The 12,241-nt window shown below is 61.8% G+C and carries 13 protein-coding genes; 7 read left to right on the top strand and 6 right to left on the bottom strand.

Annotated elements, in window-relative coordinates; genetic code table 11:
- Positions 1–24: 24 nt before the first annotated feature.
- The 5 genes from QZ326_RS07630 to QZ326_RS07610 all read right to left on the bottom strand — a co-directional run bounded on the left by QZ326_RS07630 (position 25) and on the right by QZ326_RS07610 (position 3,518).
- On the bottom strand, positions 25–189 hold the full coding sequence (locus QZ326_RS07630; protein ID WP_295743435.1) for a DUF5348 domain-containing protein: 165 nt from the start codon (positions 187–189) through the stop codon (positions 25–27).
- A gap of 311 nt (positions 190–500) precedes the next feature.
- Positions 501–1,157 carry an AAA family ATPase gene (locus QZ326_RS07625; RefSeq protein ID WP_295743430.1) on the bottom strand — a complete coding sequence of 219 codons (657 nt, stop codon included), beginning with the start codon at positions 1,155–1,157 and terminating at the stop codon, positions 501–503.
- Between the two features lie 107 nt (positions 1,158–1,264).
- Positions 1,265–1,447 carry a hypothetical protein gene (locus tag QZ326_RS07620; protein WP_016322990.1) on the bottom strand — a complete coding sequence of 61 codons (183 nt, stop codon included), beginning with the start codon at positions 1,445–1,447 and terminating at the stop codon, positions 1,265–1,267.
- 77 nt (positions 1,448–1,524) lie between these two features.
- Positions 1,525–2,178, bottom strand: a complete 654-nt coding sequence (locus QZ326_RS07615) for a TrkA family potassium uptake protein (protein ID WP_295743425.1) — start codon at positions 2,176–2,178, stop codon at positions 1,525–1,527.
- 11 nt (positions 2,179–2,189) lie between these two features.
- Positions 2,190–3,518, bottom strand: a complete 1,329-nt coding sequence (locus QZ326_RS07610; RefSeq protein WP_295743422.1) for a TrkH family potassium uptake protein — start codon at positions 3,516–3,518, stop codon at positions 2,190–2,192.
- Positions 3,519–3,854: 336 nt separating this feature from the next.
- On the opposite strand from QZ326_RS07610, the gene QZ326_RS07605 reads away from it, so the two are divergent.
- Positions 3,855–4,415: an RNA polymerase sigma factor gene (locus tag QZ326_RS07605; RefSeq protein ID WP_295743420.1), complete on the top strand. Its 561-nt coding sequence runs from the start codon at positions 3,855–3,857 to the stop codon at positions 4,413–4,415.
- The gene (locus QZ326_RS07600; protein ID WP_295743417.1) at positions 4,412–5,986 is read left to right on the top strand and encodes a hypothetical protein; all 1,575 of its coding nucleotides are present in this window, start codon (positions 4,412–4,414) and stop codon (positions 5,984–5,986) included. Before QZ326_RS07605 ends, QZ326_RS07600 begins: the two co-directional genes overlap by 4 nt.
- Before the next feature lie 173 nt (positions 5,987–6,159).
- On the opposite strand, the gene QZ326_RS07595 is transcribed toward QZ326_RS07600, so the two are convergent.
- Positions 6,160–7,554 carry a S1C family serine protease gene (locus tag QZ326_RS07595; RefSeq protein WP_295743414.1) on the bottom strand — a complete coding sequence of 465 codons (1,395 nt, stop codon included), beginning with the start codon at positions 7,552–7,554 and terminating at the stop codon, positions 6,160–6,162.
- 257 nt (positions 7,555–7,811) lie between these two features.
- On the opposite strand from QZ326_RS07595, the gene QZ326_RS07590 reads away from it, so the two are divergent.
- The 5 genes from QZ326_RS07590 to QZ326_RS07570 all read left to right on the top strand — a co-directional run.
- Positions 7,812–9,404, top strand: a complete 1,593-nt coding sequence (locus QZ326_RS07590) for an NAD(P)/FAD-dependent oxidoreductase (RefSeq protein ID WP_295743412.1) — start codon at positions 7,812–7,814, stop codon at positions 9,402–9,404.
- A 17-nt stretch (positions 9,405–9,421) separates the two neighbouring features.
- Positions 9,422–9,586 (top strand): binding-protein-dependent transport permease, encoded by a 165-nt coding sequence (locus tag QZ326_RS07585; RefSeq protein WP_295743409.1) that lies wholly within the window; start codon positions 9,422–9,424, stop codon positions 9,584–9,586.
- Between the two features lie 21 nt (positions 9,587–9,607).
- Positions 9,608–10,579 carry a D-2-hydroxyacid dehydrogenase gene (locus QZ326_RS07580; protein WP_295743406.1) on the top strand — a complete coding sequence of 324 codons (972 nt, stop codon included), beginning with the start codon at positions 9,608–9,610 and terminating at the stop codon, positions 10,577–10,579.
- A 188-nt stretch (positions 10,580–10,767) separates the two neighbouring features.
- Positions 10,768–11,616, top strand: a complete 849-nt coding sequence (locus QZ326_RS07575) for an AraC family transcriptional regulator (protein WP_295743403.1) — start codon at positions 10,768–10,770, stop codon at positions 11,614–11,616.
- Between the two features lie 19 nt (positions 11,617–11,635).
- A partial coding sequence (locus tag QZ326_RS07570; protein ID WP_365328710.1) for an MATE family efflux transporter occupies positions 11,636–12,241 on the top strand: 606 nt, incomplete at its 3' end.

The following is a 12,241-nucleotide window of genomic DNA, read 5'->3' as shown; positions in this document are numbered from 1 at the left end:
TATGTTCTCTAAAAAAGTTTTACATCAGATACGCGCCCGCAGGTCGTTCGGGTCGTCGGCCCGGATGCCCACTAGATACCAGTCGGCGGCGTACTCAAAGCCGGTCGGCCTCCACCTGCCACCCACCATCACATTGAAGCACTGTCCACAGTGCAAGCCGCCGTAGTAGTCGGCTAAGTCAAAGCGGATCTAGTGGTTCTGTTTCTCATAGGCCTGCTTTTTTCTGGATTTTGCCTCTTCTGAGAAGATATGATCCAAAACTTCCACAATATTGAGATTATCCGCTACCGCCCGTTCTAGGTAATTGTCCAGGATTTCCATGGTGCTCTTCATTTTGCTACTCGTTATGCAGTTGGCTAACCGCACCTTTCATCTGTGCAAAGAGAGTTCTTTATCAATCTCATCGCTATAGGTTCTTTTGAACCACTGGCTAGGCCAGTGGTTTTATTTATGCAAAAAACAGAGGCCGCGCTCAACGCGGCCTCTGTCCGTATAGTCCATTATGTACCGGACTGCGTGGGGTCAACCTCCGTGGGACTGGGCACAGGGTGCTCCTTGTGCTCCACCATGGCGCGGATCAGCTCCACCGTGCCGCCGAGGCCCAGGCAGCTGGAGTCCAGGCAGAAGTCATAGCTCTCTACTGCGCCCCACTTCTGGGAGGAGTAGTACTCATAATAGGAGGCCCGGCGCTTATCGGTTTTGGCGATCAGCGTCTTGGCCTTCTCCGGCGTGATGCTCTGCCGCCTTGCCACCCTCTGAATCCGCACGTCCATGGGGGCGTGGACGAACAGGCTCAGGTGGTTGGGATTGTCCGCCAGGGCGTAGTCCGCGCAGCGGCCGATCATGACGCAGGGCCCCTGCTCCGCGATGTGGCGGATGGTGTTGAAGGTGGCCAGATATACCTGCTGCTCCAGGGAGTCCCCCACGCCGCTGCCCGGCAGGGCAAACATATAGGAGTCCATGGCAATGGAGTACAGCAGGCTCTTGGGCCGCTCGTCAAAGTTCTCTACGATCTTTTCACACAGGCCGCTCTTCCTGGCAGCCTCCCGCAGAAGCTCCTTATCATAAAACGGGATGCCCAGCTCCTTGGCGACCCGGATGCCGATCTCCTTGCCGCCGCTGCCAAACTGCCGTCCAATGGTGATGACTGTGTTCATACGAACGCCTCCTCTCTTGGTGGTTTTATTATAGCACTTTTGGGCGTAAGCGTCAAATAAAAAGCTGGACGGAAAAAGCAGGGGACGGGTTTTCCGCCCCCTGCCTCTTACAGGATGTGCTCCTCGCAGAAGTTGTCCAACACCCGGAAGCCCATGTCCTCCGGCGGGGCCACCGGGAATTTCGCGATGGTCACGGGGTCGAAGATGGGACACATGCGCTTCTCCGGCTCCAGCCGCAGAAAGGGCTTGCTGTCGTCCAGGTTGTTGACCGCCTTTTTGCGATCCGGCATAAAATCACCCCGGCGCTAGTATACCCAGCGCCGCTAGAACTATGATTTCCAGATTTCTGCGCAAAATGATAACGCGCTTACGACTCCTCGTTCATCAGCCGGACACCGGCCTCCTTGTCCCCTGCCACGATCAGGTGGGCGTCAGGCTCAAAGCGGTAGTCCGGGCTCAGCAGAGGCTCGATCTCGTCCCCGTTTTTCACGCCCAGGATGTTCACGTTGTACCGGCGGCGGACGTCCATCTCCATCACCGTGCGGCCCTCCCACTCCCGGGGTGTCTCAATCTCAAAGACCGCGTACTTGGGCGTCAGCTCGAAATAGTCGAAGGCGTTGCGGGCGGAGAACCGCATGGCCGCCCGGGCCGCCATATCCATCTCCGTGTGGATGACAAAATCCGCGCCGATCTTCTTCAAAAACTTGATCTGCCGCTCGTGGTCCGCCCGGGCCACCACACACCGGGCCCCCAGCTCCTTCAGTGTGGCGGTGGCCTCCAGCGAGCACTGGAAATCGTCCCGCACGCAGACAAAGCACACATCGAAATTCCGCACCCCCAGGGACGCCAGCACCTGTTCGTCCTGACAATCCCCCACGCAGGCGGCAGTGGCCACGGAGGCAAGCCTGGCCACCTGCTCCTCGTCCTGGTCCAGAATCATCACCTCGTTGCCCAGCTCCGCCAGGCGCTTGGTCAGGTGCCGGCCGAACCGCCCCAGACCCACTACCAAAAAAGCTTTCATTCCACACTCCCCTATCCGATCAGGATCTTTTCCGGGATGTTCCGCAGCTTGGGCTGGGGACGGTCCCGGGTCACGGCCATGGCCACAGACATACTGCCCACCCGGCCGGCAAACATCAGCAGCAGTACCGTCAGCTTGGAAAGCTCCGGCAGGTACGGCGTCACACCCCGGGTAAGGCCCACGGTACCCACGGCGGAGATAGCCTCAAACAGCGCGCTGTCCAGGGAAATGCCCTGGAGACACATGACCATGGTCCCAGCCAGACACGCCAGAAAGAAGATGCTCACCGACGAGTACGCCCTTTGAATGGTGGCCGTATCCAGGCGGCGGCGGAACACGTTCACGTCCTCCTTCCGCCGCACTTGGGCAAAAGCGCTCAAAAACAGCACGGAGACAGTGTTCACCTTCGCCCCGCCGCCGGTGGAGCCGGAGCCCGCGCCGATGAACATCAAAATCATGGTCAGCAGGGTGCCGCTCTGGCTCAGGGCCGTCAGGGGCGCTGTGTTGAACCCCGCCGTCCGGCAGGTGACGGACTGAAATGCCGCCATCAGCGCCCGCCGGGCCGGAGCTGCCCCCGCAAAGGCGTGGTCTTTCTCCAGAAAATAGAAGGCAGCCACTCCGCCCGCAAACAGGAGCGTAGTGGAGAACGCCACGATCTTGGAGTGCAGCCGCCAGCGGCGGACATGATGTCCGTGGGTCAGCAGGTCGTCCCACACCAGAAACCCAAGACCGCCGCAGATCACCAGCGCCATGAGAACGATGTTAGGCAGCGGCTCTCCGGCAATGGTGGTCAGGGATGCCCCGGTGCCCAGCAGGTCGAACCCGGCGTTGCAGAAGGAGGAGACCGCGTGAAACAGCGACATCCAGAGACCCCGTCCCACCCCGTACCGGGGACAGAACCACAGCGCCAGCAGCACCGCACCCGCGCCCTCACAGGTCAATGTCACCCGGATAGCCCGGCGGGTCAGCCGCACAATGCCCCCCATCTGGAGGGCCCCCACGCTGTCCATCAAAATCGACCGCTGGCGTAGGCCGATGCGGCGGTGGAGCAGGACGGCCACCAGGATGGAAACGGTCATAAACCCCATACCCCCCACCTGGATCAGCAACAGAATCACCGCCTGTCCGAAGAGGGTGAACTGGGTGCAGGTATCATAGAGCACCAGCCCCGTGACACAGGAGGCGGACGCCGCGGTGAACAGCGCGTCCAAAAACGGCAGAGCACACCCGTTCCGGGAGGACACCGGCAGAGCCAGCAGCACGCCGCCCAGCAGGATCAGCGCCGCGAAGCCCAGGGCCAGGGTCTGAACGGCATTCAGTTGGACGCGGCGGCTGGGCATGGCGGACACCTCCCTGAGAAATCACGTCTTCATTATACACCTTTTCCCAATTTCGTCAACTCTGTGGTATACTGCTGTATAATATCCTCCCCTTAGGCCTTGTTTGATAAATGTCCAAACGCCCGACCGGCGGACTTTTTCCGCTGCGCCGGGTTAAAAGTTCTTGAGATAAACAGAGTATTCCCGCGAATTTTTGCCTTGCCCAGTGGAAAAATCTCTCGCCGTTAAGCATTTCGCCATCTATACAAACAAGGCCTAAAAATTTCGCTCTGTGCGAAACCAATCTTCCATTTTCCCGTCTACACTGTCAAAGACCTTTTGAAAGGAGGCAAGGATATGGAGGACAGCGCCATCATCGACCTGTACTGGAGCCGGGACCAGCAGGCCATTACAGAGACTGCCGGAAAATACGGTTCCTTCCTCCACTCTCTGGTGTGGAACATCCTCCGCAGCCGGGGCGACGCGGAGGAGTGCGTCAACGACACCTACCTGCGTGCCTGGAACGCCATTCCCCCGGCCCGGCCCGCGGCCCTCCGGGCCTGGCTGGGCCGGATCGCCCGGAACCTGTCCCTGGACCGCTGGAAGGAGGGCCAGACTCAAAAGCGGGGCGGCGGCGCTCCCGAGATCCTGCTGGGGGAACTGGAGGACTGCATCCCCGCCCCCCATGGGGTGGAACAGCATCTGGAGGATCAGGAAATTGCGGCGCTGATCAGCGCGTTTTTGCGCCGCCTTCCGGCGGAGAGCCGCGTGATCTTTCTCCGGCGGTACTGGTACGGTCAGGAGCTGGCGGACATCGCAGCGGAGCGGAGGTGCGGCGTGGGAAAGGTGAAATCCTCTCTCTTCCGCACCCGGAAAGCCCTGCGGGCCTATTTGGAACAGGAGGGTGTGATTCTATGAAAAGCGAGCGGTTGTTTCGGATTTTGGGGCTGGTGGACGACGGCCTTGTAGACGAGGCGGTCTCCGCTTCCCCCGCCGCTTCCAAGCCGCGGAGAATCCCACGGCGGATTCTGGGCCTTGCCGCGTGTCTGGTTCTGATCTGCGGCCTGGGGCTGTGGTACCGTGCCGGCAGTCAAATGAACACCAGCGGCGGCGCGGACGGCGCGGCCCCCATAGCCGGCAGCGGCGGCAGCGGCCACAGCGGGGGAACGGTCTTCATGTCCTATGCCGGACCGGTGTTCCCCCTGACCGCGCTGGAAGGCGGTCACGGCCTCGCAACGGAGCGGACCCTCACCTGGGACTTCGCCCCCGGGGCGTACGCCGACGGAGAGCCCCGTCAGTGGGGGGCACAGGTGACGGACCGCTATGTTCTCGCCAACCCGTCGGAGGAGGATGTCACCGCAACGGCCTTCTATCCCTTTGCCGGAAGCTTTTACGACCTTGCGCAGATTCGGCCCACAGTGTCGGCAGACGGCGGGGAAATCCAGTCGGAGCTGTACGCCGGCCCCTACGCCGGAGGCTTCAGCAGCGCCTACGGTGCGGAGGACCCGGACCACGGCACGCTGAACCTGGCACACCTGAACAGCTGGGAGGAGTACCGGGCCCTGCTGGAAGACGGCGCGTATCTGGACCGGACCCTGGCGGAGTATCCCGAGCTGGACATTCCTGTGACTGTCTACCATTTCTCAGATTTTGAGGCCCCCCACGAGCAGTACCCCGCCGCCACACAGGCCATCACCTTTACCATCGATCCAGGGGCCACGGAAATCCTCAGCTACGGCTTCAATGGCATGAGCTGGGACGAGGAGTCCGGCTGGCGGCAGTACAACTACTTCGTTCCTGACGGCGTCATCCGGGAGCCGGAGGCCAAGGCGCTGGTGGTGCTGGGAGCGGACATCGGGAACTATGTCCTTCAGGGCTATGAAAACGGCGGCTGCGACGCCGGCGGAGAAATCGAGGGGGTCTCCTGTACCGTCACCCGGGAGGAGACCACCCTGAACGAGGTGCTGGACTGCCTGTGCCGGGAGTACGCGGCCTTCTACACCCGGGGCTGGATTCCGGACCACCCCAATCCCTTTGACACCGTCTCCTTCGAGATGTACCGGGGAGCCGCAGCGGAGCTGCTGGTCCAGTACGGGGCCCTGTCCGGCACGCCCAGAGACCGCTACGCAGACGGCCGGCTGGACGACATTTTCTATGAAGTCCTGATTCACCAGCGGGTGCTGTACCTGCAATTTTCCGTCACCGTCCCCGCCGGGGGCAGCGTGACGGTGGACTGTGCACTGTGGAAGGAGCCCAGCTATGATTTCCACTGCTCCGGTTCGGAGAACGTGGGCCTCCAGGGCTATGATCTGGTGACCCGGCTGGGGTCCTCCCTAGATTTCACCCGGCAGACCGCCGCCCTGGAGAACACAGAGGGCATTGAGATCGTCCGGCAGAACCTGGGCTTTGACCTGGAGGGCGGCATCACCTCGGCGGAGCTGAATATGGAGGAGGAGCACTACTATCTGGAAGTCCGGGTAAAGGAATAACGCCAAAAGCGCACCGTGCTTTCGCACGGTGCGCTTTGTTCGGCAATCTGTGTTCGGCGATCTGTCTCTCTATATATAACCTTCTCCTGCGTCCGCCGCATAGGCGGCTTTTTTGCCCTGCCGCAGCTGCTGCCGCGAAGCCGCCGCCGGACACACGGAAGGGAGATCAGGGTTTACCAGCCCCGGTTGCCAAAGAAGTAGTCGAAGAGGTCATAGGGGTTTGTATAGCCGTTGCCGTATTGACCGTTATTGCCGTTCTGGGGCTGCTGGGTTTCCTCCTGCTGGATCTGCTGGTCCTCGGGCACCGCGTCCCAGGTGAGCTCCGTGGTGATGGTCTCCCCCTGGCGGTAAACCGTCACCGTGGAGATATCCCCCGCCCGGTACTGTTTTTTCGCAATGGTCAGGTCTGCCATGGTCTTAATCTCGTGGTCATCTACCTTGACAATCACATCGCCCATCTGGATGCCCGCCTTGTCCGCCGCGCCGTCTTTGTCCACGGCGCTGATGAAGAGGCCCTCTGTGATGTCGTAGCGGAACTGGCTGGCAATCTGCTGGGTCATGGACATGGCCTGAACGCCTAGATACGCCTTATTGGTCACAAATCCATTGGTCATGATGTCCTGAATCATGGCCGCCACGTCATTGATGGGAATGGCGAAACCCAGGCCCTCGGCGCTGGCGCCGGATGAGGTATTGGTGTACTTGGCGGAAACGATGCCCACCACCTGGCCATATTGGTTGAACATGGGCCCGCCGGAGTTGCCGGGATTGATGGAGGCGTCGGTCTGAATCATGTTGAAGGGCACGCCCTCCACGTCAATGGCCCGGTTCACGGAGGAGACCATGCCGCCGGTCTGGGAGAAGGTCAGCTCTCCCAGAGGGTTGCCGATGGCAAGAACCCGGTCGCCCACGTTCAGCAGAGTGCTGTCTCCCATGGTAACGGGCTGGAGATTCTCCGCCTCCACCTTGATAACGGCGATGTCGTAATCCTCGTCGCCGCCGATGACCTCCGCGTCATAGGCATCCCCGTTGTAGAATGTCACCTTGACGGTCTCGGCCCCGCTGATCACATGGTAATTGGTGGCGATGAAGCCGTCGGGGGTCAGAACAAAGCCGGAGCCTGCGCCCGAGGTAGGCTGCTGGGTCTGCCAGAAACCGTTGCTGGTGGTGGCAGTTCCGGTGGTGTTGATGGCCACCACGCTGTCCACGTTGGCGGCATAGACCTCCGCATCCGTGAGGAGGGTCTGGCCGTCCACCCGGTTGAGCTTTACGGTGGAGGCTGCGTCCCCGGAGGACACGGCGTCGTTTCTCAGCACGGGGGCATTCTGGGGGGCGCCGCCGCCGTGATTTGTGGCGGCCCATACAACCCCGCCGCCCACACCGCCGCCCAGGAGGGCGCAGCTCAGGGCCAGAGCGGTAATCTTTAATCCGGTACGGTTTTTCTTCACAGGCTTCATCTCCTGCACAGGCCGCTGAGCGGGCTGGTAGTCATCCGCAGCCGGCGGCGTGACCTCGCTGCCGTCTCTGCGGTAGGTGTAGTGGTACAGATTGTGTTCGTCGTTATACATAATGCTTACCTCCTATTATGTATCCCGGTCTTCTTTTCTTTAGAACCGATCATACGCCGGGAATATGTCGAAAGTTTGAAGTTTCTTTGCATTTTCTTTAAAATCTCTTCTGCCCTGTGCTTTGGTCTCAGTATAGGTCCCATAACTTAAAAGCGTCTGAAAAGTTTGTATATATTTTTTGAACCCGCGGTTTTCCCCAGGGAAAATCTGTGTTACAATGAAATTGTACATCTCCCCAGGGAAAGGGCGTGACGCACTTGCTGAAAATCGAAAATATCAAGCTCTCCCCCGGCGTTCCAATGTCCGGTCTCACTGCGGAGGCTGCCCGGCTGCTGCGGGTGCGGGAGGCAGACGTTCTCTCCCTCCGCATCCTCCGACGCAGTGTGGACGCCCGGGAGGGCGTGTCCATGGTCTACACTGTGGAGGTCTCCGTCAAAAACGAGGCCAGCCTCCTGCGGCGCTGCCGCAGCCAACGGATCAGCCGCTCCGTGCCAAAGCCTGCCTACGTTCTTCCCGCCCCCCGCCCCGCGCCGGAGACCCCCCCGGTGGTGGCGGGTGCTGGACCGGCGGGCCTCTTCTGTGCCCTGGTGCTGGCCCGGGCAGGCCTGCGGCCTATTCTGCTGGAGCGGGGCCGCGCCGTAGATGCAAGGCAGGCGGATGTGGAGCGCTTTTGGTCCTCGGGCCAGCTGGATCTCACGAGTAACGTCCAGTTCGGCGAGGGAGGCGCAGGAGCCTTCTCCGACGGAAAGCTGAACACCGGCACCAGGGACCTCCGCCACCGCTTTATTCTGGAGCAGCTGGTGTTCTGCGGCGCACCGGAGGACATCCTGATCGACGCCAAGCCCCACGTGGGTACGGACTATCTCCATACCGTACTGAAAAATCTGCGCGGAGAACTCCTCCGCCTGGGGGCAGACATCCGCTTTGAAACCCGCCTGACTGACCTGGACATCCGGCGGGGCCGTCTGGCCGGCGTCACCGCGGAGGGACCGGAGGGGGCCTATTCCCTCCCCTGCACCCACCTGGCCCTGTGTCCCGGCCACTCCGCCCGGGACACCTTCACCATGCTCCATGCCCGGGGCCTCCGCCTGGAGGCCAAACCCTTTGCCGTGGGCGTACGCATTGAGCACCGGCAGGCGGACTGCGACGCCGCCCAGTATAAGCAGTATGCCGGGCACCCCGGCCTCCCAGCCTCCGCCTACAAGCTCTCCTGCCACCTCCCCGGCGGACGCTCCGCCTTCTCCTTCTGCGTCTGCCCCGGCGGGGAGGTGGTGGCCGCCGCCTCCGAGGCGAACCAGGTGGTCACCAACGGCATGAGCGAATTTGCCCGCGCCCGTGAAAATATCAACGGTGCGCTGCTGGTAAACGTGACGCCGGAGGACTTCGGCGGGGACTCTCCCCTGGCCGGCATCGAGTTCCAGCGGCGGCTGGAACGGGCCGCCTACGCTCTTGGCGGCGGCGGATACCTGGCCCCCGCCCAGCGGGTGGAAGACTTTCTGGCAGGGCGGCCCTCTGCCGGTTCCGGGCGGGTAAAACCCAGCTACCGCCCCGGCGTGACGTGGACGGACCTGCGTGGGTGCCTGCCCCCCTTCGTGTCTGGCGCCATCGCGGAGGCCCTGCCCATCCTGGGGCGAAAGCTCCGGGGCTACAACGCCCCTGACGCGGTGCTCACCGCCGTGGAGACCCGCTCCTCCTCCCCCGTCCGTATTCCCCGGGACGGGACGTACCAGTCCTCCCTGCCGGGGCTGTACCCCTGCGGCGAGGGAGCCGGCTATGCCGGGGGCATCCTCTCCGCCGCCGCCGACGGAATGCGCTGCGCCGAGCAGATTTGCGAATTCATCACTCCATAGAAGGAAGGTCTTATTTCATGAAACTCGCCCTAATTGCGTTTGCCGCCACTGTCGCGGCGGGCTTCGCGGCAGACGGTCTTTTCCTCTCCTGGAACTGGCCAAACGCAGGGACCGTTTTTGCCGTCGCCACCATGGGAGCCTTCCTCTTGTGGTTCAACCGGCAGAAAAACAAACCCGACTGAAATCAAGGAGGTATCATCGTCATGAGCCGTGACATCTGCATCTATCAGGAATTCCTCACCGGGGTCCACCGGGCCAAAATTGAATCCGCCGCCGCTCAGGCTGGGTTTGTGCCCCACTTTTTCGCCCCGGACCAGTTCGAGGAAGCCCGGGAGTGCCTCCAGCGCTGCGAGGTACTCTACGCTCACTCTCCGGACCTGCTGCGGACAGCCCCCGCCTCCTTAAAATGGTACTGCTGCTCTTATGCCGGGGTGGACCCCTACTGCAAGGACCCCTCGGTCTTCGCCAACCCCGACTGTATGCTCACCAACTCCAACAGCTACGGCGTCACCATCGCCGAGCATGTGGTAATGGTGACGCTGATGCTGCTGCGGCGGATGCCGGAATACGGGGCCATTGTCCGGGACCGGGAGTGGTCCAACCAGCTGCCCATCCGCTCCATCCGGGATAACGAGTTTACCCTTCTTGGCACCGGGAATATCGGCATCAACGTGGCAGAACGGCTGCGGGGTATGGGTGCAGCCAAAATCATCGGCCTCAGCCGCTCCGGCCGGGCGGTGCCTGGCTTTGACGCGGTATCCCCCATCTCCCGGCTGGACGAGATTCTGCCTTCCGTGAAGGTCCTCATCATGTCCCTCCCCGGCACGCCGGAGACCGTTCACATCCTGAACCGGGACCGCATCGCCCTGCTTCCCCGGGACGCCTATGTCATCAATGTGGGCCGGGGCACTGCCATCGAGCAGAAGCCATTGATCGAGGCGCTGAACAGCGGCCGGCTGGCCGGCGCGGCCCTGGACGTGATGGACCCGGAGCCCCTGCCCCCGGACCACCCCCTGTGGGAGGCCAAGAACCTCATCCTGACGCCCCACGTCTCCGGCAACATGACCCTGGGCTACACCTGCGATGTCAATGTGGAGATGTTCTGCGCCGACCTGCTGCGCTATGGCCGGGGCGAGCCCCTGAAAAATCTGGTGGACCGGACAAGGGGATACTGATCCGCTGATACCGCACACAGCCGCCGGAAGCTGACGTTTCCGGCGGTTTTTTCCCGGGACGGCGATGGCCTTTTGCCTAAAGCGGACCGGAATATCTGCATGGTTTTGTGCGGAATCCCGGTTGTAAAACCACAAAAAGTGCGGTATAGTCATAACGCTTCAACTGACAAACAACCGGAGGTGAACCCATGCTGGATCGGAGCGAGGTGGGAAAGCGGGGCTATCTTAACGAGGGCTTCCGCCTGTTTCACCTGAAGGACAGCCGCGCGCCAAAGCTGGACTACCACTACCACGAATTTGACAAGCTGATCCTGCTGCTGGGCGGCAAGGTTACCTATGTGGTGGAGGGCGTGACCTATTTTCTCCGCCCCTGGGACGTGCTGCTGGTGCAGCACAACATGATCCACCGGCCCATCATCGACCCCTCGGAGCCCTATGAACGGGTTGTGGTCTGGCTGGGCCGGGAGTGGCTGGCGGACCGGAGCGACCCGGAAGAGGCCCTGGACGCCTGCTTCCACACCGTCCGGAACCGGGGCTTTCACCTGCTGCGCACCAACCCGGAGCGGCGTCTGGAGTACATGAAGAATATTCAGCGCTTGGAGGAAGCCCTGCGGTCTCAGGAGTTCGCTGCCGGCCGTCTGGCGGACACGCTCTGCCAGCAGCTGCTCATCGGCGTAAACCGGGACATCCTCCGCAGCCGCACCGCCCAGGAGGAGCGGGACAGCTACCGGGTGGACCCCAAAATTGAGGAGATCCTCAAATACATCGCCGCCCATCTGGAGGAGGAGCTCACTGTGGAGAGCCTCTCCAAGCGGTTCTATCTCAGCCGCTACTACCTGATGCACCGCTTCAAGGCCGTCTCCGGCTACACGGTCCACCAGTATATCAGCCAGAAGCGGCTGCTGCGGGCCGGGGAGCTGATCCGCTCCGGCGTACCGGTGATGAAGGCCGCAGAGCAGGCGGGTTTCGCGGAGTACTCCACCTTCCTGCGGGCCTTTCAGAACACCTTCCACATGAGCCCCCGGGAGTTCCGCTAGTTTGGAAAGAAGGAATATTTTGGAAACCAGTCAGATGAATATCGAATTTTCCCGCCAGGACCTGCGGCGGCTCATCGTGCCCTTGGTCATCGAACAGCTGCTGGCCATCACCGTGGGCCTCTTTGACTCCGTGATGGTCTCCCAGGTAGGGGAGGCGGCCATCTCTGCCGTATCTCTGGTGGACACGGTGAACGTGCTGCTGGTCAACGCCTTCGCGGCCCTGGCCACCGGCGGCGCCGCCATCGCAGGGCAGTACCTGGGCCGCCGTGAGCCGGAGAAGGCCGGCCACTCCAGCGCCCAACTGCTGCTGTTCATGGGGGAGGTCTCCCTGCTGATCACACTGCTGTTCTACCTGGGAAGAGGCTTCGTGCTGGGCACGGTCTTCGGCCAGGTGGAGCCGGACGTGGCCGCCTACGCCAACACCTACTACCTCATCGTGGAGTCCTCCACCCCCTTCCTGGCCATTTACAGCGCCGGGGCGGCCCTCTTCCGGGTCATGGGCAACTCCCGAATCTCCATGTGGGTCTCCCTGGGGATGAACGCTATCAACGTGGCGGGCAATGCCCTTTTGATCTTTGGCTTTCACATGGGTGTGGAGGGCGTAGCCATTCCCACAGATCGGAAG

This window comes from uncultured Oscillibacter sp., assembly GCF_910587525.1.
Taxonomy (GTDB): Bacteria; Bacillota; Clostridia; order Oscillospirales; family Oscillospiraceae; genus Oscillibacter.
Note: the sequence above shows the minus strand (reverse complement) of the source record. Positions and strands in the feature narration are given on the sequence as shown.